Annotated in this window: 20 protein-coding genes, 1 tRNA gene, 1 pseudogene and 1 other annotated feature; of the genes and pseudogenes, 15 read left to right on the plus strand and 7 right to left on the minus strand. The window is 29.4% G+C overall.

The genetic code is table 11. The annotated features are described in order from the left end of the window. The first annotated feature begins 38 nt into the window (after positions 1–38). The 5 genes from CA_RS03455 (at position 39) to CA_RS03475 (ending at position 5,500) form a co-directional block, all read left to right on the plus strand. Entirely contained in the window at positions 39–1,124 is a 1,086-nt protein-coding gene (locus CA_RS03455; protein WP_010963955.1) for a sensor domain-containing diguanylate cyclase, read from the plus strand. A 39-nt stretch (positions 1,125–1,163) separates the two neighbouring features. Further along, the gene (gene tyrS, locus CA_RS03460; RefSeq protein ID WP_010963956.1) at positions 1,164–2,387 is read left to right on the plus strand and encodes a tyrosine--tRNA ligase; all 1,224 of its coding nucleotides are present in this window, start codon (positions 1,164–1,166) and stop codon (positions 2,385–2,387) included. A gap of 240 nt (positions 2,388–2,627) precedes the next feature. Then, the gene (locus CA_RS03465) at positions 2,628–4,481 is read left to right on the plus strand and encodes a hypothetical protein (RefSeq protein ID WP_010963957.1); all 1,854 of its coding nucleotides are present in this window, start codon (positions 2,628–2,630) and stop codon (positions 4,479–4,481) included. Between the two features lie 46 nt (positions 4,482–4,527). Continuing rightward, complete coding sequence (locus CA_RS03470; protein ID WP_010963958.1) at positions 4,528–4,800, plus strand: EscU/YscU/HrcU family type III secretion system export apparatus switch protein; 273 nt, start codon at positions 4,528–4,530, stop codon at positions 4,798–4,800. A gap of 4 nt (positions 4,801–4,804) precedes the next feature. Next, positions 4,805–5,500, plus strand: a complete 696-nt coding sequence (locus CA_RS03475) for a metallophosphoesterase (protein WP_010963959.1) — start codon at positions 4,805–4,807, stop codon at positions 5,498–5,500. A gap of 122 nt (positions 5,501–5,622) precedes the next feature. Here CA_RS03475 and CA_RS03480 read toward each other — a convergent pair whose 3' ends face one another. Next, positions 5,623–6,513, minus strand: a complete 891-nt coding sequence (locus CA_RS03480) for a DUF2225 domain-containing protein (protein ID WP_241393176.1) — start codon at positions 6,511–6,513, stop codon at positions 5,623–5,625. A 308-nt stretch (positions 6,514–6,821) separates the two neighbouring features. On the opposite strand from CA_RS03480, the gene CA_RS03485 reads away from it, so the two are divergent. Then, positions 6,822–7,610, plus strand: coding sequence for a GTP pyrophosphokinase (locus tag CA_RS03485; protein ID WP_010963961.1), 789 nt, complete (start codon positions 6,822–6,824; stop codon positions 7,608–7,610). Positions 7,611–7,633: 23 nt separating this feature from the next. On the opposite strand, the gene CA_RS03490 is transcribed toward CA_RS03485, so the two are convergent. Beyond that, positions 7,634–8,740, minus strand: coding sequence for a GerAB/ArcD/ProY family transporter (locus tag CA_RS03490; protein ID WP_010963962.1), 1,107 nt, complete (start codon positions 8,738–8,740; stop codon positions 7,634–7,636). Positions 8,741–8,838: 98 nt separating this feature from the next. On the opposite strand from CA_RS03490, the gene CA_RS03495 reads away from it, so the two are divergent. Both CA_RS03495 and CA_RS03500 read left to right on the plus strand, forming a co-directional pair. Then, on the plus strand, positions 8,839–10,242 hold the full coding sequence (locus CA_RS03495; protein ID WP_010963963.1) for a spore germination protein: 1,404 nt from the start codon (positions 8,839–8,841) through the stop codon (positions 10,240–10,242). After that, positions 10,239–11,351, plus strand: a complete 1,113-nt coding sequence (locus CA_RS03500; protein ID WP_010963964.1) for a Ger(x)C family spore germination protein — start codon at positions 10,239–10,241, stop codon at positions 11,349–11,351. The genes CA_RS03495 and CA_RS03500 overlap by 4 nt, the downstream gene beginning before the upstream one ends. A gap of 50 nt (positions 11,352–11,401) precedes the next feature. Here CA_RS03500 and leuS read toward each other — a convergent pair whose 3' ends face one another. Next, positions 11,402–13,840, minus strand: coding sequence for a leucine--tRNA ligase (leuS, locus tag CA_RS03505; RefSeq protein WP_010963965.1), 2,439 nt, complete (start codon positions 13,838–13,840; stop codon positions 11,402–11,404). Positions 13,841–13,887: 47 nt separating this feature from the next. Further along, positions 13,888–14,083 (minus strand) — a binding site (T-box leader). Between the two features lie 90 nt (positions 14,084–14,173). Then, positions 14,174–14,250, minus strand: a tRNA-Gln gene (locus CA_RS03510). 341 nt (positions 14,251–14,591) lie between these two features. Between CA_RS03510 and CA_RS20110 the strand changes: the two genes are divergently transcribed. Further along, positions 14,592–14,765 carry a hypothetical protein gene (locus CA_RS20110; RefSeq protein WP_171779430.1) on the plus strand — a complete coding sequence of 58 codons (174 nt, stop codon included), beginning with the start codon at positions 14,592–14,594 and terminating at the stop codon, positions 14,763–14,765. Between the two features lie 82 nt (positions 14,766–14,847). Here the strand turns inward: CA_RS20110 and CA_RS03520 are convergent, their stop codons facing one another. From CA_RS03520 to CA_RS03530, 3 genes are all read right to left on the minus strand, one after another. Next, complete coding sequence (locus CA_RS03520; RefSeq protein ID WP_010963967.1) at positions 14,848–15,435, minus strand: J domain-containing protein; 588 nt, start codon at positions 15,433–15,435, stop codon at positions 14,848–14,850. A gap of 97 nt (positions 15,436–15,532) precedes the next feature. Beyond that, entirely contained in the window at positions 15,533–16,384 is an 852-nt protein-coding gene (locus CA_RS03525; RefSeq protein WP_010963968.1) for a DUF5685 family protein, read from the minus strand. Beyond that, complete coding sequence (locus tag CA_RS03530) at positions 16,384–16,926, minus strand: class IV adenylate cyclase (protein WP_010963969.1); 543 nt, start codon at positions 16,924–16,926, stop codon at positions 16,384–16,386. Before CA_RS03530 ends, CA_RS03525 begins: the two co-directional genes overlap by 1 nt. 179 nt (positions 16,927–17,105) lie before the next feature. Between CA_RS03530 and CA_RS03535 the strand changes: the two genes are divergently transcribed. From CA_RS03535 to CA_RS03560, 6 genes and pseudogenes are all read left to right on the plus strand, one after another. Next, positions 17,106–18,143 (plus strand): nucleoid-associated protein, encoded by a 1,038-nt coding sequence (locus CA_RS03535; RefSeq protein ID WP_010963970.1) that lies wholly within the window; start codon positions 17,106–17,108, stop codon positions 18,141–18,143. 54 nt (positions 18,144–18,197) lie between these two features. Next, positions 18,198–18,788 carry a VanZ family protein gene (locus CA_RS03540; protein WP_010963971.1) on the plus strand — a complete coding sequence of 197 codons (591 nt, stop codon included), beginning with the start codon at positions 18,198–18,200 and terminating at the stop codon, positions 18,786–18,788. Between the two features lie 246 nt (positions 18,789–19,034). After that, complete coding sequence (locus CA_RS03545) at positions 19,035–19,700, plus strand: response regulator transcription factor (protein WP_010963972.1); 666 nt, start codon at positions 19,035–19,037, stop codon at positions 19,698–19,700. After that, complete coding sequence (locus CA_RS03550; protein ID WP_010963973.1) at positions 19,694–21,235, plus strand: sensor histidine kinase; 1,542 nt, start codon at positions 19,694–19,696, stop codon at positions 21,233–21,235. The genes CA_RS03545 and CA_RS03550 overlap by 7 nt, the downstream gene beginning before the upstream one ends. 473 nt (positions 21,236–21,708) lie before the next feature. Then, a pseudogene (gene tnpA, locus CA_RS03555) lies at positions 21,709–22,108 on the plus strand (IS200/IS605 family transposase). A gap of 222 nt (positions 22,109–22,330) precedes the next feature. Beyond that, entirely contained in the window at positions 22,331–22,534 is a 204-nt protein-coding gene (locus CA_RS03560) for a CA_C0660 family putative sactipeptide bacteriocin (RefSeq protein WP_010963974.1), read from the plus strand. Positions 22,535–22,627 lie beyond the last annotated feature (93 nt).

Here is a 22,627-nt window from a genome sequence, read left to right on the forward strand (position 1 = left end):
AAAAATAAGGATTTAATTTATAAGAAAAGTGGGTATATATGGATACGAATTATAAGATGTTATATGAGAAATATGAAAAGTTAAAGAATGAATTCAGCACATATCAAAATTTTGCGGAAACACAAATTCAGCGTATGAATGGAAAAAATACTGAACTAGAAAAAAAACTTGATATTTTAACAAATGTCATAGAAGTCAGTAAATACATAAATTCAAATATAAGCGATGATAATTTAGTACCTATGATAAATGATATGATTATAGGTATATTAGGTGTTACGTATTCTACAATATATTTAGTTGAGGATGATGAAAAGTTAATAGTAAAGGCTTCAAATGTTATGGATAATTATGATATTATAGTGAATCCTGTGTTTTCAACTTTTAGTGATAATAGACCTATTGTAATTAATTCTAAAGAGCCACTATTTAAGGAGTTTAAAAATAAGTTAAAGGTACACTCAATTATTGGTGTTCCAATAACTTTAAGAGATAACTTTAGAGGATATATTATAGTTGAGCATACACTGTATGATTTTTTTAGTCATGGACATATAAAATTTATATCATCAATAGCAAATCAAATAGCTATTGCAATTGAAAATAGCTTTCTTTACAAGAAGGTTAAGGAATCATCAATTAAGGATCCATTTTTAGGAATATATAATAGAAAGCATTTTTTTGATATGATAGAAGGAAAGGTTGCAAAAGATTCACGCAGAAGCTTTGCTATCGTTATGCTTGACATTGATCATTTTAAAAGTTTTAATGATTCTTATGGTCATCAATTTGGTGATGAGGTTTTAATACAGACAGCTAAAATATTAGAACAGAGTATTGGAGAAAAAGATGAAGTTGCAAGATATGGTGGAGAAGAGATTGTACTTTATCTTAACGATGCTCAAAGTAAGGAAAAGGTGTTTAAAACTGTAGATGGAATTAGGGCCTCTCTCAGCAATAATTCAGTTAGACACGGTGGAATAGAGAAAAGAGTCACAGCAAGTTTTGGTATAAGCTACTATCCGCAGAATGGAGAAACTGTTGAAAAAGTTGTAAGCGTTGCTGATGCTATGCTCTATGAAGCTAAGAATAGTGGAAGAAATAAAGTAGTTTCATCATTATGAGATTAAATTATAAGACGTTTTAAGGAGGAACATTTATTTATGTCAAATGTTTTAGATGAGTTAATTGAGCGTGGATACGCAAAACAATTTACACATGAAGAGGAGACAAGAAAGTTACTCTCAGAGGAAAAGGTGACTTTTTATATAGGGTTTGATCCAACAGGAGACAGTTTACATGTGGGGCACTTTATTGCACTTATGCTTATGGCTCGTATGCAAAAAGCAGGACACAGACCAATTGTACTTATTGGTGGTGGCACAGCTATGGTTGGTGACCCTACTGGAAAGACAGACATGAGAAAGATGCTAACTAGAGAAGAAATAAATCACAATGTTGAATGTTTAAAAAAGCAGATGTCAAGGTTCATTGACTTCAGTGATGATAAGGCTATTATAGTAAATAATGCTGAGTGGCTTATGGGGCAAAATTACATAGAGTTTTTAAGAGAAGTTGGAGTCCATTTTTCAGTAAATAAAATGCTTACAGCAGAATGTTTTAAGCAAAGAATGGAAAAAGGATTATCATTTCTTGAATTTAACTATATGCTTATGCAGGGATTTGATTTCTATAAGTTAAATGAGAAATATGATTGTAAAATGGAATTGGGCGGAGATGACCAGTGGTCAAATATGATAGCTGGAGTTGAGCTCATAAGAAGGAAATCAAATAAAAAAGCATATGCTATGACATCAGCGCTTTTAACCAATAGTGAAGGTAAAAAGATGGGTAAAACAGAGAAGGGTGCATTATGGCTTGATGCAGAAAAAACATCTCCATATGATTTTTTTCAATATTGGAGAAATGTTAATGATGCAGATGTTGAAAAATGCCTTTCTATGCTTACATTTTTACCAATGGATGAAGTTAGAAGACTGGCTTCTCTAAAAGATCAAGAGATAAATAAGGCAAAAGAAGTATTGGCTTATGAAGTTACAAAACTTGTACACGGTGAAGAAGAGGCTAAGAAAGCATTAAATTCTTCTAAGGCTTTATTCGGTGGCGGAACTAACATGGATAATGTTCCAACGGTTTCAATTCCGGAAGATATGCTTTCAAGTTCTATATTAGATGTATTAGTCCATACAAAGATAATACCATCTAAGGGTGAGGGAAGAAGGCTTGTGCAGCAAGGTGGAATAACCCTTAACGATACGAAAGTTGAAGACTTTAACTACGAGATAACAAAAGAAGACTTCAATGATGATGGTTTTGCTCTTGTAAGAAGAGGAAAGAAAAAATACTATAAAATTGTAATTGGCTAAGTTGTAAATCTAATAAATAAATTCTATGGTGACAGGTTAAAAGTAAAAAGTGGTAGGTTGGATGATGGTTATGTAAGGAATTACTAAAGTTATCTTTACTTACATAGTTTTTACTTTCAATTTGTCACTTTTTAGTTAAAGTGCTTTTATAATATAGTTTCAATAGCAATAAAATTATTCAGAAAGCATCAAATATAAACGATAATATATCTATATCGAAATTTTTAGGAGTGATAAATTATGGCCGGTTTATCTAAAATCAATAATGCCTCAAGCAGAGGAGAAGCCATATCCAAAAAAATCTCTTTTGATGTAGGAGATACATTTTCAGCAAGAGTAATTTCAGAGAAGGATGGCGGAAATGAAGTTACATTAAAGACCTCAGATGGTTGGAGTTTTAACGCTAAAGTTGAAAATCCATCAGATATTAATGATGGTCAAGCATCAAAGTTTGTAGTTACAGGTGTTGAAGACGGCAAGATTAAACTCAAATTTGTGCAAAATGAAAATATTGATCAGAGTACGGCTAATGGTAAGAATATTCTTGGTGAACTGGTTAATGAACTTGGACTTAGTAAATCTGATGTAGATGAAAATGTATTAAAACTAATGCTTAAGTATAATATGCCATTAACTAAAGAAAATATAGCTAAAATGGAAACTATACTTGATTTTAACGATAAATTATCAAACGAAGCTGATAAAAGCGATGAATTCATAATGAAGTACCTTCAAAATAGGAGTATAGCTCCTGATAGCGAAGAAGGAGTAAATATAATTAATACTTTAAAAGGTCTGTCAGAAAATCTTAAAGGAATGAGTTCGGAGGATATGTTTACACTCATAGAAAATAATATAGATATAACACCTAATAATGTGGAGAGTTATAAAAAATTGTTCAAGGGTGAAACTTCTATTTATAACGAACTAAAAAACATCGAAGAAAGTTTGTCTGACGGTAATTCAGCGTCTTTTATTAAGGAAAGTGTTAAAGATGATATAAAGGATTTGTCCAATATAAATATAAAAGAAGCTATACAGCAGCATAATGAAGAAGTTATTTCGAGTACTAGTAAACAAGCTTCTCAAGAGAGCAATATAAACAAGCTTCAAGACAATCTTAAGTTATTGGATTCAATGAAGGAAATTTTAAGTAAAAACGATTTAACAGAAGTAGTTGTTGACGGAAAAAAAGTTAATATAGCCAACATTATAAAAGATTATGTATCAGAAAACTGGCAAGACATAACAAAGTTTAGTAAAGAGCAGCTTGTAGGCAATATGATGAATAAAATCTTATCTGAAACAGGAATGAATAAGGAACAATTAATAGCTGTGTTTAAGGAACTTATAAATAATAGTGATATGACGGAAACAGAAGTAAATAATTTATTAAAAAATTTAGAGCCTAAGGATAGTGAAAATCTCGCATCCACAGCATTTAAAGCTGAAGAGCAAACATTACTAAATAAGGTTGATGCTAATAAGGGACAAATTTTAAAGAACGACAATATGCCTCAAATCCAACCAAAAACTACAGCAGAAAACGTAAAACAAGAGATAAATTTAAAGATAAATAATATGAAAGATATTGTGGGAAAGTTATTATCTGAAAGTAATAATGGCAATGCTAACATGCAAGATACAATAGCGGCACTTATTAAAAATAATATAAATGATTTTAAAGTTTTTAATTCTGTAAGTAATGAATATTATTATATGGATGTTCCAATAAGGAATAATAATGACGATTATCAATGTAAGTTGATTATAAAGGATGATAGAAAATCGGGAAAAAGAGTTGATAGTAAAAATGTAAAAATTGTAACTTCGGTTAAAACAGTAAATATGGGGGAAGTAGATGCATATATAACAGTCTTAAATAATAGTATGAGTATCAATGTTAAATGTGATAAGGATTGGGTGAAAATTTTAGACAAGGCTAAGGCAAATGCGGTTAAAAAAATATCAGATATGGGTTATAATATAAATATGACCGTAGAGAAAAAGAAGGAAGATAAAGAGATCGACATTGTAGAATGTAGAGAATTTTTCAATGATAAAGAATATTTCAAGTTGGATACTCGAGTTTAGTTAGTGAGTACTAGATTAAAATAAGTGTAGTGCTAGGAGTGATTTTGTGGCTAAGGAGAGGAAGAAAGCTGCCGCTTTAAAATATGATTTGGGATATGAAGCACCAATTGTAACAGCAGTAGGTGTTGGTAAAATTGCAGATAATATAGTAAAAAAGGCATCCGAAAATGAAGTTCCCGTGGTTTATAATAAGGAGCTTACTGATTTATTGCTTAATGTTGATGTAGGCTCAAGTATTCCATATGAAATATACGACGTAGTTGCAGAAGTAATTGCATATATAATGGAAGTAGATAGCGGATTACAAAAAAGAAGGTGAATTAGTGGGTTTATATGCTATTTCAGATTTACATTTGGCTTTTAATTTAGATAAACCTATGAATATATTTGGTGAAGAGTGGTCAAAACATGATGAAAAGATAAAGAAAAATTGGATTAGTAAAATAAGTGAAGAAGATACAGTATTGATTGCTGGAGATATATCTTGGTCTATGGATATTGAAAATGGAGAAGAAGATTTAAATTGGATTGATTGTCTTCCGGGTAAAAAAATAATCTGCAAAGGGAATCATGATTATTGGTGGAAAAGTATAACTAAATTGAATAACATGTATAAAAGCATAAGCTTTCTGCAAAATAATTTCTTTGAATACAAAGATTATGCTATTTGTGGAACAAGAGGTTGGATAGATAAAAGTTTTGATAGCTTCGATGAGCATGATAAAAAAGTATATAAAAGAGAAATTATAAGATTAAGGCTTTCTCTTGATGCTGCGGTTAAAAAAGGTTATTCAAAATTCATTGTTATGTTTCATTATCCTCCTTTTAAGGATGAAAACAGTGGGTCTGAATTTACAGAGGTTTTAGAAGAGTACAAAGTTGAAAAGGCAATATACGGGCATTTACATGGACCTGCATTAAAAAATATAAGTGGAAGTATTGTTAAAAATGGTGTTGAATATATGCTTACCTCTTGTGATTATATAGAATTTAATCCAATAAAAATTGATCTAAAATAAAAAAAGTTTATCTGAAAACAAAAAAATATAATGTAGAAGTATTCTTACATTATATATATTGGGGTTTTAACCTATATTGTTGTTTAAGCAATAGAAAAAAGGTTAAAACCTTAGTTTTTTTATTAATTATTAAATAACTTAGAAAAAAGGCCTTTTTTCTTAGGAGTGGTAGCTTCGGAGTTATCATCATCATTGCTATCATTATCTTGAGTTTGCGATAATTTTTTTTCGTTTTCACGAATTAAGTCTTTTTGATTTCTAGCCATCTCTTTTAATTTTTGAGGAGCTAAGGAGTTTGTAATAACATTACCAAACCATAATAAGGCCTTGTCCTCATCACCTAATCTCCTATGAAGTTCGCCTATTAAATACATAAGTGAAAATTTATTCATGCCATATATGGGAAATGATTCATTATAATATGCATCATCAAAGCCCTCTAGAGCATTTTTTAGAAATACTTTTTCCATATCTTCATTTTGTTGAATCCTATACATCCAGGCAATTTTTAAGCAATTCATAGCTTTTTTGCTTGAATGGGCTTCTATTGATACATAATTTAAAAGCGAGAGCTTAAATCTCTCTATAGCTATATTTATATCATAAATGTCAGGATATTTTTTGCTGTGCCATTTTAATGAAATATTTTTTTCAACTAACTCTTTTTGGTAAGACTTAATTTTTTCAAAATCAGATTTCATAGCAGCATAGCCACAAATTGGACATAACCAAACATCATAAAAGTAAGGGTTGATATTTTTATATTGTATAAAAAAATCTGTATCCTTTTTTAAAATTCTTATAGCAGAGGTTTTTACAGTTCTTGCCTTAAAGGTAGTGTTACACACTGGACAATTTACTGTTTTATCATACAACAAATCATTAATACTTGTTTTTTTTTCTTCTTCTTTTCTCATTTTATTCTCTTCCTTTTTGTTTTTACCATATATATCTATATTACTGACATCTTCAAATCCTAAATCCTTTAGTTCGGAAAAGATATTGCTATCCATAGAATCACCCCAAGCACAAATAGATATCAAATATATTATAGCAAAGAATTATTATAAAGTATATGTTTCATTTTGTGTTAAAGTTTTATCATAACAATTGAAAAAGTTTCATTATGTAATTATAATTATAATGTAGAGAAAGTAGTTTTATTAATAATTAATATATGCATAGAAATGCATAAAAGAAAGTATTTAGAATGTGTTGATAGTTAAAACTATATAACACCTACAGTAAGCGTATATTTAATATGTTCGCTTTATTTATATGGGATGATTATATATAAATTACGGCAAAGGAAGATAGAAATATGGCTACAATTGAATGGAAGTCTTTTTTGATACCTTACGAGCAAGCAGTAGAAGAATTAAAGGTTAAGTTTAAAAGTATAAGAAAGGAATATAGAAAAAGAAATGAATATTCTCCAATAGAATTTGTTACTGGAAGAGTAAAGGAGATTTCAAGTATACTAGAAAAAGCCAATAAGTTTAATATACCTGATGAAAGAATAATGCTTGAGATGGAGGATATTTGTGGAATACGTATAATGTGTCAGTTTGTTGACGATGTAACAAAGGTTGTAAATATAATTCGTTCAAGAAAAGATATGCATATAATGTATGAAAAAGATTATGTAACAAATGTAAAGAGTAGTGGATACAGGAGTTATCATATCATTATAAAGTACCCCGTAAGTATGGCAGAGGGGCAAAGAGATATTATAGCAGAAATTCAGATAAGAACACTTGCTATGAACTTTTGGGCGACAATAGAACATTCTTTAAATTATAAGTATAAGCATGATATACCTGACGAGATTAAAGCAAAATTAAAAATAGCAGCAGATGCAGCATTTCAGCTTGATGGACACATGCTTGAGATTAAAGATGAGATTAAGGATGCTCAAAAGCTATTTGAAGTTAAATCTAGTATTGTTTCAAATATTATAAGAAATATACTTACCATAACATCTATGGGGAAGTTATCAGAAGCAGATATATATAAAAGTAAGCTTAATCAGCTAATTAATAAGGGAGAGGTTTTTGAATTAAATAATCTCCTTAGAAGTACGGAAAAGACAATAGAAATGGGTAGATAAAAGGAAGTAGAAACTTAAAAGTATTAAACAGTTTCTACTTCCTCTTGTTTTTTGCCTTTAGATGATTTCTTTTCTTTTAATATAAATATTATTGAGGCTACGAATGGAATTATTATGAAATTTGCAAAAGCTATATAGGTGTAGTAATTAATCAAAACAAATAAATTTAATACGCTTCTATTTATTGCAAATGATATAATTGCTACACAAATTGTAATTACATAAAATACATATTTTCTCTTTACATTTAACTGTTTTAAGATTATTAAAAATGCATAAAAGGTTAAGATATACTTTACAAACCATCCTCCAATTACTTGAAACAGTACATAAAGTTCACCACTTTCTATAAAATTAAAGTAGTTAACTAGTTGTGTTTGTAGTAAACGTGGATAATAAGCAGCAACGACACGTGGTGCAGCAATAGTCATAAGTAAACCACTTGTTGCAAAAACTTGAATTTGGGCTATTAATATCCAAGCTATAAGAATTGGTTTTTTTATTTCTTCTCTTGATTTTACCTTATAAATAAAGGGTATTATTATACCAAAACCTGAAAACATAGCAAGACCTTTAAATACGCAGGTAATAAAATTTTTATTGACTCCATGCTTCATAATAGGCAGGATGTATTCAATTTTTCTATAGGCAAATAATAAAACCGAAAGATTACATCCGGAAATAAATATAAAAAATATACCTACGATTGTCAGTATAAGCATTGAATTTTCACCGTGTAAAATTACATAAGTTGCAGGTACTATAAAAAATAATATAAAATACCAAGGTGGAGTTTTATCCAGTATATTAACTCCAAGCATACTGCTTTCCGAAGCAGAACATTCTATTAAGGTTAAAATTAGAGTAAATGCAAAAGCCCATAAAAGAAATGCTCCAAGATATTTTCCAAAAGCTTTAAAATACACGGTTTTAAGTTTTGCATCGCTTTTAGTAGAAAATGCTTTTATTATAATGAGCAGGAAAGCAAGTAATAAGAGCGATGAAAAAATCAAAGCGAGCCAAGTATCCCTCTCTCCATATTGTATTAATAAAGTAGGGTAGGTTTTTATAGTAACGATTGATGTTCCTAGTGCTATGAAAATTAAATAATTTTTACTTAAATATCTCATTGTAAATACTTCCTTTATGTAAAATTGTAATAATATTATTTTCTAAATATATGAATATTATTCACCTTTAAAGAAAACAATAGTTTCGGGTGGTAAACATGAATGAAGAAAATTTAAAATATATAAAAGATAAGCTTAAGGATAATGTTGATGTGAAGTACAGAACTATAGATTCTGAGAATGGTCAAATAAATATAATATTTATAGATAATTTATGTGATTCAAAATTTATAAGTGAATACATAATTGCACCTATAATCAGAGGAAAAGACTTCATAAAAACTGTATCTAACCTAGAGAGCAATGCGCTTCTTGCAAATTCTATAGGAAATGTTAAGGATAAGGAAGATATGCTGCTCCATATATTATCTGGAGATGTTGTTATACTTACAAATTTCTATGATGAAATTATATTTTGTGAGGCAAAGGGATATGTAAGAAGGGGAGTTTCAATACCTATAACAGAAGCTGTAATAAAAGGACCGAGAGAAGGCTTTACAGAAGCTTTTGTGGATAACATATCACTGATAAGAAGAAGGGCTAAAAATGCAGATTTAAAATTTGAAAGTGTATTTTTGGGAACTAAATCAAAAACAGTGGTGGTTCTGGTATATTTAAAGGGAACGACTCCAGAAAAACTGGTTAAAAACATAAAAAAACAAATAAATGAGATAACTACTGAATATATTTTAGATTCAAACTATATTGAAGAAAAGCTTAGACATAAGAGAACAGCTTTTGATACCATTGGATATAGTGAGAAGGCGGATATAGTGGTTAATCATTTATTTAGAGGTAAAGTTGCAGTTATAGTTGATGGAAGTCCCTTTGTTGCAATTGCGCCATACTTTTTTTATGAAAACTTTCACATGCCAGATGATTACTATTTAAATAGGATAGTTGTTAATTGTACTAGAGTTTTAAGGTGGCTTGGTTTTTGTATCTCAACTTTTCTTCCTGGACTTTATATATCAATTATAACGTATCATGTATCCCTTATTCCGTCGGTATTTGTTTTCCGGTTAGCTATATCTAGGTCGGGAGTACCTCTTCCAACAATTGTGGAACTTCTTATGATGATGTTTTTCTTTCAAGTATTGAGAGAAGCAGGAGTAAGACTTCCGCAGCCAGTAGGTCAGGCAATGAGTATTGTTGGAGCTCTTATATTAGGGCAATCAGCAGTTGAAGCAGGACTTACTTCGGAGATAACAATAATAATAGTAGCTTTAAGCTCTATATCATCATTTTTAACCCCAAATCTATATGGACCTATTTCTATATGGTCTGTAATAATAGCATTATTTGCAGCATTTTGTGGCCTTGGAGGATTTTTTACAGGAGTGTTTGTTATGATAGCTCATATTGGTTCTCTTAAAACTGTTGGGTATCTATATGCCTTCCCAATTGGTACTTCTAAGATAATATCTCACAGCGATAGGATACTAAGAGGAGACCTGCAAGAAGCAACAGATAATATTTTACAGGAAGATGATTTGTTATGAGAAAAAAAATAACGACCATATGTTCAATAATAATGTGCTGCGTTATGCTAACAGGATGCTTTAATTACAAAGATATAGATAATGTTTTATTTGTTACAACAGTAGTTTTTGATATAGATGATGATAACAATGTAATTACTTACCTAGAAGTTTTTCAGCCAATTAAAAGCATGGTAAAAGGGCAGCAGGGACAGCAGAGATTGGTATTTAGAGGAACAGGAAAAACTGCTTTTGAGGCATTAAATGACATAAACCTTCACTGCAGCTATGAATTGAATTTTACTCAAGTAAAGGCATATATATACTCTGAAAAAGCGGCTAAAAAAGGAATAAAGCCCTTTGTAGATTTGGTTAGAAGGAGAATACAATTTTACTTAAGGCCTTATGTGGCAACTTTTATTGGTAACGTAGAGGAGCTAATGAAGGGCGGATTTAAAGAAAATGAATATGTTGGGTTTTTGTTATCACAGCTTATAATAAATACAGGAGCATCATCAAGGGCGGTGGAGATTCAATATAATGATTTCTTAAACAAAAGAATTAATTCTGACAGGAGTGTTGTAATGACAGCAATAGATATAAGATCAGCTCAAAATAAAAATTCTGTAGAACTTGATGGAGGAGCTATTTTTAAAAACGATAAGCTTATTGACAAGATGGATAAATCCGAGACGGAAGCATACAATTTTATGATAGGTAAGGTAAGCAGTGGTTCAATGGAGGTACTAAACCCGGAAACTAATAGAGATTTTATATCACTTTGGATACTTAATAGTAAAACAACTACAAAGGGAAAATTCTATGGAGGAAAGTTTCACGTAAAAAAGATTGTAAATGTTAAGGTAGCTTTTTTAGAAAGCCAAAGTCCTATAACCTACAATAAGTATATGCAGAAGCAAATAGAACAAAATGCAGAAAAGAATATAATAAATAACTGCAATAAAATTTTCAATAAGTACAAGGAGAAAAATGAGGATATATTCAACGTAAGAGATGTATATGAAAATATATATAAAAAGGGTAGTCCTGATATAATAAAGAACACTGTAATTGATATTGAGCCTCATGTACAGATTGAAAGAAGTGGTAAAGCTTCAACCTTTAAATAATAAAAAATAACATCTGATTTTAATTTATCAGATGTTATTTTTGTTATTTATTATTTAACAACTATGTTTACAAGACGTCCTTTTATAACTATAACCTTAACTATATTCTTTCCGTCAGTAGCAGCTTTAACTTTATCGTCAGCTAGTGCAGCAGATTTGATTTCATCTTCACTTAAGTTTGTTGCAATATTTATTTTAGCTTTAATTTTGCCATTTATCTGAATAGCTATCTCAACTTCATCTTTTACAAGAGCTTTTTCATCAAATTCTGGCCACTTTTCATTAAATACTGAATATTTTTCCTCAATTATATTCCATTGTTCTTCTGCAAAGTGAGGTGCAAATGGAGCTATCAGCTTTATAATATCAATAGTGGTGTCTTTAAGAAGCTTAATATTTTTATTATCTACAGTTAGATATTTTGATAAAGAATTTGTGAATTCCATAAGCCTAGCTATGCATGTATTGAACTGGAATTTATCCATATCTTCTGTTACAGCTTTAATTGAATGATTTCTAACATAATTTAATTCTTTTTCTTCTTTTCCCATATCTGTTTTTGAGTTTTTAGGATTATTTATTTCTTCTTTTGCAGTTTCAATCATTCTAGAAAATCTGTCTACAAATTTGGACATGGCTTTAACTCCGTCATCACTCCATGCGCCGCCTTCAGCATAGTCAAATCCAAACATTAGATACATTCTAAATACATCAGAGCCGTGCTCAGCTATAATATCATCAGGTGAAATAGTATTTCCTTTAGATTTACTCATTTTTTGACCATCAGGACCTAGAATTAAGCCTTGATGTCTTAAAGATAAAAATGGTTCATCAAAATTAAGGTATCCAATATCTCTTAATGCTTTTGTGATAAATCTAGCATATAATAGATGCATACATGCGTGCTCAGGTCCACCAACATATTTGTCAACAGGAAGCATTTTAGATATCTTTTCTTTATCAAAAGGTGCATCGCTATTTTCATTATCTGCATATCTCAAATAGTACCAGGATGAACATACAAAGGTATCTAAAGTATCGGATTCCCTTGTAGCATGACCTCCACAATGAGGGCAAGTTGTGTTCATAAATTCCTCAGAAGTTGTAAGAGGGGATTTACCAGTAGGATTAAATTCTACATTATAAGGCAATTCCACTGGAAGATCTTTTTCAGGAACAGGAACTATTCCACATTTTTCACAGTAAACAACTGGTATTGGAGCACCCCAATATCTTTGTCTTGAAACTAACCAATCACGAAGTCTGTAATTTACCTTCCATCTTCCAAGATCATTTTCAGAAAGTTTACTTACAATAGCTTCCTTTGCTTTGTTTCCTTTAAGACCATCAAATTCACCGCTGTTAACCAGTGGGCCATAACCTGTGAAAGGAAGCTCTTCACCGCCTTCAACAACTCTCACAATTGGAAGATCGTATTTAGTTGCAAAAGCAAAATCTCTTTCATCATGTGAAGGGACAGCCATAACTGCACCAGTACCGTAAGTGTATATTACGTAATCCGCAATCCATATAGGTACTTTCTTGTTGTTTATAGGATTGATTGCATAAGAGCCTGTAAATACTCCTGTTTTTTCTCTTGTAAGTGATTGTCTTTCAATTTCAGATTGCTTTTGAGCTTGAAGTTTATATTCTTCAACTTTTTCTTTATATTCTGGTTTTGTAAGCTCATCAGCTAGAGGGCTTTCAGGTGCAAGTACTACATAGGTTACACCGCATAGAGTGTCTACTCTTGTTGTAAATACATCAAATTTTAAGTCACTGTTATCAACCTTGAAGGTTACCTCAGCACCTTTGGATTTACCTATCCAATGTTTTTGCATTGCCTTTGTTTTTTCAGGCCAATCAAGCTCATCTAATTTTTGGAGAAGTTCTTCGGCATAATTAGTTATTTTAAAGAACCACTGAGTCAAATCTTTTTTTATAACCTCTGTTCCACATCTCTCACAAGAGCCATCTACTACTTGTTCATTTGCTAAAACCGTATTACAGCTAGGGCACCAGTTTGCAGGAGCTTTTTTTCTATAAGCAAGACCGTTTTTATAAAGTTCTAAGAACAACCATTGAGTCCATTTATAATAATCAGGCGTACAAGTTATTACCTCATGATCCCAATTGAACATTGCTCCCATAGATTTTAACTGTTTCTCCATAGTTTCAATATTTTTTAATGTGGAGTCCTTAGGGTGAATTCCTGTTTTTATAGCATAGTTTTCAGCAGGAAGACCAAATGCATCAAAGCCCATTGGTTGAAATACATTATAACCAGTCATTTTTTTAAATCTTGCCCAGGAATCTACTGGAGCATAGTTAAACCAGTGTCCTGCATGAAGCTTTGCGCCAGAAGGATAAGAGAACATCTCCAAAACATATAATTTTTTTTCGAGATTATTTTCATCAAATTTATACAGACTTGTTTCTTCCCATTTTTTTTGCCATTTTTCATCAACTTTTGTACTATAAGTACTCATTGTATAACCTCCTAAAATTAATATATACAAAAAAAGCTTTCGTCTCAGATTGAGACGAAAGCATTACTTCCGCGGTACCACTCAAGTTAGGAAATACCTCACTTAAAAAATTAACGGATTTACCGTATTTGCTTTTCTGCAAATAAGCTCCCAAGCGAGTTCATATTTTTTAATACTGTTTCTCACCAAGCAACAGCTCTCTTAAAATAAATAAATATTACTACTCTTGTTCAAAGCTTTTAAATATTCAAATAATATAATTAAAACAATTATAAAATAACTAAAATTTATTGTCAAGATAAAATAAAAAGCTTCAATTAATATTGAAGCTTTTGGCTGCCCTAGCAGGACTCGAACCTACACAGTGCCTGAACCAGAATCAGGTGCCTTACCAATTTGGCTATAGGGCATTAAAATTGTAACTGTATTCATTAACAGCAACAATTAATATTATAGCAATTTTTTATAATATGTCAATAGTTATTTTAAATTTTTTATGATGTGCCTGTTGATATAAAGCACAAAAAGAGAAACAATGTAATCATAAAGTAGAAAAATAAATTCAAGGATTACAACTATAATATAAATTGGGAAATTTTTGTACATAGTGTTTAAAAATAAAGTTTTGTATAAAGTGTATATTACGAAAATTACAGCATTAAAATAAATAAGCTTAAGAAGTAGTTCAATAGGTAATTTTCGTATTCTTTCTATATATAATTTTACAAAACCAAAGTTTCCAAATAATAAGATGTATATAAGTACATTTTGTCTAAAACCCAAAAGTATTAAGCTTAAGATTGAAGTAGATGCATATACCATAAGTGAACTCCGTATTCCAATAGTGAGAATTGAAAGTGGAATTACTAAAGATGCTGCTGCTAAAAAGGAAAGTCTACCAGCAGGAATTATGGTAGATAAATAAATAAATACAATGCATACTGCTGCATAAATACTTCCACGTGTTAGGCTTTGAGTTTTACTCAATTAACATCAACTCCCTTACTTTAGCAGCCTCCACCCATGCAGTCACACAAGGTATCAGCACACCATAAACTTACACATAAATTACATAGTTGAGAATCTCTATCTGCATATCCTCGTGAATTATATGGATTTCTATAGCTATTATTTTGCGTTCTTAGGCTTTGAAGAGCATTCATATACTCAGGATTAGAAGGATTTAAATCACAAGCCCTTTGTATATGATTATATGCATTATCGTAGTAACCACGTCTTAAATAGACGTTTCCCATAAGAAAGAACCATTCAGCATCTCTTAAATTTGTTCTATTGAGTTTTGCTTCAGCTGAATTGATATCTCCACGGTTTAAGTCGTTTCTTATAGAATTATAATCTGCATTATTACTACTATTCCCGTAACTTGAATTATTATATGTAGTATTTTGAGACTTTTTCATTAAAAAATCATAAGCTTCATTTATTTCTCTCATTTTCTCTTCAGCTAAGGTTTTTAAAGGGTTGTTTCCGTATTGATCTGGATGATACTTTTTAGCAAGCTCTCTATAGGCTTTTTTAATTTCATCTGGTGAGGCATTTTCATTTAAACCAAGTACTTTATATGGATTATCCATTATTATCACTCCTTAAGGTACAATTTATATGAAGCAAAATATAAAACTTAACCTATTTATAGTCAGAACACTTAATATTTAGCAAGTGTTTTTTGTATTATAAATTTAAATTATTCATTTTATCAAGCAAACCGTATTGAAGAATGTTAAAAAGTATATCTTGATTTGTTTTTAATGGAAGCAAATTTAAATTGTGAAGGCAGTTACTTCCACACATAGATAATACAAAAGATATTTTTGGTGAAATATCTTTTATTAAATCTTCATAAGGTTTATCATCTAAATTCATTGTGTTATTTATGGCATTAAACTTTTTTAATTTAATATCTTCTTTAAGGTCATCATATGCATCCATTATATATATCCACTTTCCGAGATTGTAGCCTATATTATATAGTATGTCTTTATATGGCTTATTATCAGCATAAGAGGATATTATAAAGGCTGTTAAATCTGAAAATGGATGAGAAATCTCGTCTAGTGTTAGATTATTACTCTTTTTTTCAAGTTTATTTAACTCTGTAAGACTACTTTTTATGTAATCACTATACACATAGAAGGGTTTGGGAAATTTTTTAAAATAACCTCTGAGAAGTAGTGATTTAATTTTACTTGATATTTTTTTATCATCGTTAACATCATCTACAAGTTTATAATAAACAAGACATATGTTGAAAAAAGCAGCATAATCTAGAGCCTTATTGTTTATAATAGCATATTTTTTTTTATAAGGATGAGCAATGCATCTATTAAGGCGAAACTCACACTTTTTATCTTCTAAAGCATCAAGAAGAACTGCCAAAAAAGTCATATCATAATTTAGTACAGACCTTGGTAAGTTTCCATAATTCTTTTTTATTGATAAGCATAAGCCACAATAGTAAGACTTGAATTTCTCATAGTCCTTTACTTTTAGTTCTCCCCTTAAAGGAAGGACGTATCCAAACATTATAAACCACGACTCTTTTCATTGAGTATTTCGTAGATTGTTTTGGAGGATGTGTCCTCCATAGAATATCCTAAAAGTTTAACTATATCTTCCAGTTCGTTTTCAAAAGCAGTTTCTATTTCTATATATGGAAAAGGACAGAAGTCTTTATCATTTATATCGATTTCTATTAAGGAATTTTTATACTTGTAGCTTTCCCTATATTTTTTTATAGATTGTTTTTTTACTAGACCTAGAGCTTTAAAAATTTCTTCACCTTCAGAAGGATCACTTATTTCAATTTCATGTTCATCCATTACCTTAAACTTTTCCTGACTAAGCATTTTTTTTACAGTCATGAAGTAATGATTTTTTTTATCAAGCATATTCTCTACTATTCTTATTCTTGCATATCCTTTATTATCTAGAAGTTTTCCGTTTTCAAAGTCATATATGTCATTTACTTGATTTTCTTTTTTTATATTTATTGCATTTACGCTTTTTAGTATAGTTCGTATATTTTCTACGTCTATATCTATAATTCTTGTTTCAGCTTCCTTCAATATGTTCACCTCGCAAACAAATTGTTTTTTTATATATTATGTATTATATCATATATAATAGAAATATTGTCTTGATTTTATGTCTTTAAAGAATTTAGCATTATGTTATAATATATTTTAAAGTCTATATTGAACTTACAATTTTATTTTAAAATAAGATTATTAAAGTGGTGATATTATTGGAATATATAAATGAGGTAACTATAAATGAAGCAATTATTCATGTATTGGATAATAGTTCAGAGGGAGTTGTCTTTAATGAAGTTGAGCTTGAACTTAATGAAGAAACATATGAATATATACTTAAGCATATACAAAAGTGTCTAAAGGATGAAGAACTTAAATATGCTGTTTTTAATGTTGAAAGAAATTTGGCAAAAGAGCTGTCGCAGGAGTACCTAGATGGTAAAAGCGATATTGTAAGTGTTTCAAAAGAGCTTGCATCACAGCTATTTGTAATAATGAAGTCAAATGGAAATATACCTTCCTGTGATCTTTTAACAGCAGCTATAACAACAGAATATGGAAGGATGCTTGTAGTATTAAAAATGGACTATGTAAAAAATTATACACATAATATTGATGTGGTTGATGATAAGGTTGAAATAAATATAATTCCACAGTTTATTGGACTACCATCTAGTGGTCAAAAGATACAAAAGTGTGCATTTATTAAGCCAATTAGAGAAGAAAATAATTTTGATTTAATGGTAATAGATAAAAATAGCGGTAAAAAGGATGAAGATGAGTACGGTTCAAATTATTTCATAAACAACTACCTTGGTTGTAAGATTATAAATAATGAAAGAGACTTAACGAAAACCTTTGTTAAATCTGCAGAAAAGTGGACACAAAAAAATTTGAAGGACAATGCTGATGCAGCAGAACTTGTAAGAACATCTATAAAAAAAAGGCTTAAAGAAGATGATTCTATAAATATAAATGAGGTTTCAGATGAAATTTTTGGAGAAAATAAAGAAGCAAAAGATAATTTCGTTGAATTTATAAAAAAGCAGGGAATAGAAGAAAAAATAGAACTAGATAAGCAGTGGGTAGAAAATAAAATGAAAAGAACAAGATTGAAAATAGACAAGGACATAGATTTATATATTAATGAAGAAACCTATAATGATTCATCTAGATTTGAAATCAAGAGAAATGGCGATGGAACAATAAATATGATTATAAAACAAGTAAGAAATTATGTGGAAAAGTAGATACATATATATATTAATAATGTAAAAAATATTAGAAATCAAAGGGAGAGAAGTATGAGTATAACAATAAAGTTTATACTATCAGTGATTTTGATAAAGCTTTTTAATGATATAGTCAATAAAAAGAGTAAACAAGAGAAAAATGAAGTACCATTGAAATATTACATAATGAAATGTGTTTTTATATTATATCTAATAGTTGTCTTAGATGTAGTGGGATTTCCGTCTTTATGGGAGTGGAAAATGATGATGAGTCTTAGTCAGCCAATATTTAATCCACATATAAATTTAATTCCTTTTAAAGAGATGGGTATTGAAGATGCTCTTAATATAGTATTATTTATGCCCTTTGGATTTTTTTTGCCGACTCTATGGAAAAGATACCACAAGTTTTGGATGACTGCTAGTTTTGGATTGGCATTTTCCTTAACAATTGAACTAAGCCAATTATTTTCAAGATCTCGTGTAACAGATATAGATGATTTGATAATGAATGGGTTAGGTACTGTATTAGGCTTTATGATTTTTTATATTATTAGAAAAAAGAATTATCATACTGATGAAAAAGAGGAGAATAATTTATTTGTTAAAGTTGAACCTTTTGTATGTATTATTATTGTAATTATATGTAATTTTCTTTTTTAGGTCAAATAAGCTGCAATATAAAGTAGAAAACTTGATTTTATATTAATATTTGAAGCCAATTTTTGTTAGTATTAATGTATTTAAAACTACTATAGGGTATATTTTAGTAGATGCTAAATAGCTAGGGGTAAATGATATATTATGATCATTTGATGCTTAAGTAAATTATTGGTATAATAAACAACATAATAAACAAATTTTGCTTATTTTAACAATAAGATCAATAATTTATAAGGATGGTGTAAAATGCATTTGCTAATAGTAGAGGATGATGAAGAGTTAAGTATATTATTAAAAAAAGGATTAAAACAATATAATTGTACATGTGATATTTCTCATGATGGAGAAGATGGATTGTACAATTTGGAGATAAATAGTTATGATGCAGTGATTTTAGATATAAACTTACCTAAGATGGATGGTATTACAGTTTGCAGAAAAATGAGGGGAAAAGGTATAAGTACCCCAGTACTAATGCTTACAGCTAGAACTGATACAGATGATAGAGTGTTAGGACTTGATAGTGGAGCAGATGATTATTTAGGAAAGCCTTTTGAATTCAAAGAATTAAGAGCAAGACTTCATGCATTAATTAGGCGTAACTATAATAAACCTTCAAATGAAATTAAAATAAAAGATCTTAATATTGATACCAAGGCAAAGTCTGTAAAAGTAGGTGAAAAATTAATAACATTAACTGCAAGAGAATACGATATATTAGAATTACTTTGCTATAATTACCCAAATATTGTTTCGGCAGAGGAAATTATTGAACATGTATGGGGAGATAATGATAATCAATTTTCTAATGTAATCAGAGTTCATATTGCAAATTTAAGAAGGAAAATTAAATGCAGTGGTGGGGAAACGTTAATAGAGACTTTGAAGGGTAAGGGGTATAGGCTATGCTGAAGATAAAGAGTAGGATCGCTCTACTTTATAGTATGTTGACTATAGCTTTAATTATAATCTTTATTATTTCATTTTGCTTGATTTTAAATATTTATATTAATAAAAGACCAATATTGGATAGTATAACAAAAGTAGGAGATAAAAAGAGTGAAGAGATAAATAGTAATAATAGAAATATACATTTAACAAAAAACTTCATATATGAAGGGGCAGAAGGGGGAAAGATAAAAAAATCTAACATACGGGTAGATAATAGTAAGAAGGATTATATAATTGGCTTTGTATATGAGAAAAAAGGTGGAGTAATTGATGTATATAAAACGGAAAAAGGAAGATATCAAAATAAATATACTCAAAATTATTTAGAAACTATATTTAATAATGGTAAAGTTATAATATCTACTATACTTCCAGATGATTATTCAGAGGATAATCTGAGTAAGTGCTACGGTACTAAAAATTTAAAGTATTATTCTAAAGGCCAGATTTTCATTAAGGATTTACTTAAAAATAATATGAGTGGTAAACTATCTATAGTAACAGATAAGAATGATAGCGTAATAAGAATCCAGAAAATTGATGATAGTGTTTATGATAAAATGTTTGGTGAACTTTCAAATAATAAGGGATTTAAAATGACATCAGGAGAATTTGAAGCTGCGGTAATGCATGTACTCTATAGGAGATTTATTTATATTATATTTATAATTATATTAATGATTACTATAATAAACTTTGCTTTGAGTAAAACATATGTAAGGTTTGCATTAAAACCACTTATAGAGTTTACTCATAAAATAAAAGAACAAAGTAATGCAGAAGAGATAAAATTTGTAGAGGTTCCAAAAGTAAATGATGAAATATATGATTTAACATGTGCTTATAATTTAGCTATGGAAAAAATAAAAAATTCGTATGATGATTTACAGATATTAAATTCATATGCGTCACATGAACTTAGAAACTCTTTAGCTATTCTAAAAGCAAAACTTCAGTTGGGAGATAAAATTAACGAAATAGAAGCGTATATTGATAAAATTACAAATACAACAAATGATATTATGGCAATGTCAACACCTAAATTATTCAATGATGAGAATGTAGATTTAGCATTAGTTTGTGCTAAAGTAGTTGATGAGTATATAGAGGTCTTTAGAAATATAGAGTTAAAGTTACCTGACAATGGTGTTGAGTTAATTAAAGGAAAAGAGCTGTGGTTAGAAAGGTGTGTTGCCAATCTTATAGATAATGCAATTAAATTTGTTGATAAAAATAAAGCATATAACGAAATACGAGTAGAAGTTTTGGAAGATGAAAAAGATAGTATTATTAGGGTATATGATAATGGTATAGGAATAGATGAATCAAAAATTGACAAAATTTTTGAACCGTACTATGGAAATAGTATGCGTCTAAGTACAGGAATTGGACTTGCATATGTTAAACATATAATGGATTTACATAAAGGGAGGGTATTGGTGAAAAGTAAAAAAGAAGAGTATAGTGAAATATCACTAATATTTTCTCGAAGATAATTTACTAAAAAAATAAAATATAGAACCATATATTCTAATCATTATAGATTACGAATGTATGGTTCTTTTTATTTCTAGTATTATAGTTTGCGCAATAATATAAATTTCCATTGTCATCAAATTTGGTTATTATTACAAAGTGATTGTATCTAATGGAGTTTTATGGATTTAATTGAAAAATTCCGTAACAAACGTTAAAGTAGGTGTTTTTTAATTTTCAATATTCTCTTCTTTTTTGCTATGTGGAAAATAATACTATTATGTATTTAAAATATAAAAAATAATTTTATCGTACTTAGAATACCACAGGTTTTACCTGTGGTTACGGAAAGCTTATAGATATGAGTAGAAAAAAGAAAAACCCCAATATAAAATAGAAGTGGGTTTGCCAACAACAACTAAAGTATATTGGAGGTGTGTCCAAAGTGGACAATAGTAGTTTAGCACATAGCAAGTAGAATTGTAAATATCATATAGTTTTTGCAACAAAGTATAGAAGACAAATAATATGGAAAAATAAAAGCGGATATAGGAATAATACTGAGAAAATTATGTGAGCAAAAAGGTGTAGAAATTATTGAGGCTAATGCATGCAAAGATCATATACATATGCTAGTAAGTATACCACTTAAATTAAGTGTATAGTAATTTATGGGATATTTAAAAGTGAAAAGTTCACTGATGATTTTTGATAGACATGCAAATTTAAAATATAGATATGGTAATAGGCGATTTTGGTGTAAAGGATACTAAGTTGATACTGTAGAAAGGAGTAGAAAAGTCATAGAAGAATATATAAAAAATCAAATACAAGAAGATTTTGCATATGAACAGATAAGTTTAAAAGAATATATTGAACCGTTTAACGGGTAGTTATGATTGGCTTGCATTTTAACTGAACAGGAGTATTATTTTAGTAAGGATTTTTTGGGATAAATTGGTAATAAGTAAAATATAATTAATATAATTTAAAATTTAACTATGGGGATAAATTTAGTATGTTTTTAAGTTAATAACATTTGCTTCCTAATTTTTTATATAGTTATTAGATTAAGAAGCAAAGTTTATTAAAATATAATAAATGGAGGGATTTTTATGAAATTAGTAAATCCAGTAGGAAGAGATTTAACTGAACTAGAAACAGAGGCTTATAGTTGTCATTGTGTATGTTCTTCGGCTTCATATAAAGCGCAGAGTCGTGGGTTTGATGAAGTGTATGATTCTTGTGAATGTGATAATTGGGAGTATGAGACTAACTTATATGAAGTAAGCACATATGGAATTCGCAAAAATAACTAGTTTACAGGAGTAATACTTTTTATTGTTGCAATTTGTAATGAACTATTATAAATTGTAGTACTTAATAAACCTAAAAAGGGAGTGTCGCAAAAT

Origin of the sequence: Clostridium acetobutylicum ATCC 824 (assembly GCF_000008765.1) — a bacterium.
Lineage (GTDB): Bacteria > Bacillota > Clostridia > Clostridiales > Clostridiaceae > Clostridium_S > Clostridium_S acetobutylicum.

Excerpts from the sequence above, each read along its gene's own strand:
- CA_RS03455 (WP_010963955.1), top strand. The coding sequence starts at position 39 with ATGGATACGAATTATAAGATGTTATATGAGAAATATGAAAAGTTAAAG.
- tyrS (WP_010963956.1), top strand. The coding sequence starts at position 1,164 with ATGTCAAATGTTTTAGATGAGTTAATTGAGCGTGGATACGCAAAACAA.
- CA_RS03465 (WP_010963957.1), top strand. The coding sequence starts at position 2,628 with ATGGCCGGTTTATCTAAAATCAATAATGCCTCAAGCAGAGGAGAAGCC.
- CA_RS03480 (WP_241393176.1), bottom strand. The coding sequence starts at position 6,513 with ATGGATAGCAATATCTTTTCCGAACTAAAGGATTTAGGATTTGAAGAT.
- CA_RS03485 (WP_010963961.1), top strand. The coding sequence starts at position 6,822 with ATGGCTACAATTGAATGGAAGTCTTTTTTGATACCTTACGAGCAAGCA.
- CA_RS03490 (WP_010963962.1), bottom strand. The coding sequence starts at position 8,740 with ATGAGATATTTAAGTAAAAATTATTTAATTTTCATAGCACTAGGAACA.
- CA_RS03495 (WP_010963963.1), top strand. The coding sequence starts at position 8,839 with ATGAATGAAGAAAATTTAAAATATATAAAAGATAAGCTTAAGGATAAT.
- CA_RS03500 (WP_010963964.1), top strand. The coding sequence starts at position 10,239 with ATGAGAAAAAAAATAACGACCATATGTTCAATAATAATGTGCTGCGTT.
- leuS (WP_010963965.1), bottom strand. The coding sequence starts at position 13,840 with ATGAGTACTTATAGTACAAAAGTTGATGAAAAATGGCAAAAAAAATGG.
- CA_RS20110 (WP_171779430.1), top strand. The coding sequence starts at position 14,592 with ATGTATATAAGTACATTTTGTCTAAAACCCAAAAGTATTAAGCTTAAG.
- CA_RS03520 (WP_010963967.1), bottom strand. The coding sequence starts at position 15,435 with ATGGATAATCCATATAAAGTACTTGGTTTAAATGAAAATGCCTCACCA.
- CA_RS03525 (WP_010963968.1), bottom strand. The coding sequence starts at position 16,384 with ATGTTTGGATACGTCCTTCCTTTAAGGGGAGAACTAAAAGTAAAGGAC.
- CA_RS03540 (WP_010963971.1), top strand. The coding sequence starts at position 18,198 with ATGAGTATAACAATAAAGTTTATACTATCAGTGATTTTGATAAAGCTT.
- CA_RS03545 (WP_010963972.1), top strand. The coding sequence starts at position 19,035 with ATGCATTTGCTAATAGTAGAGGATGATGAAGAGTTAAGTATATTATTA.
- CA_RS03550 (WP_010963973.1), top strand. The coding sequence starts at position 19,694 with ATGCTGAAGATAAAGAGTAGGATCGCTCTACTTTATAGTATGTTGACT.
- CA_RS03560 (WP_010963974.1), top strand. The coding sequence starts at position 22,331 with ATGAAATTAGTAAATCCAGTAGGAAGAGATTTAACTGAACTAGAAACA.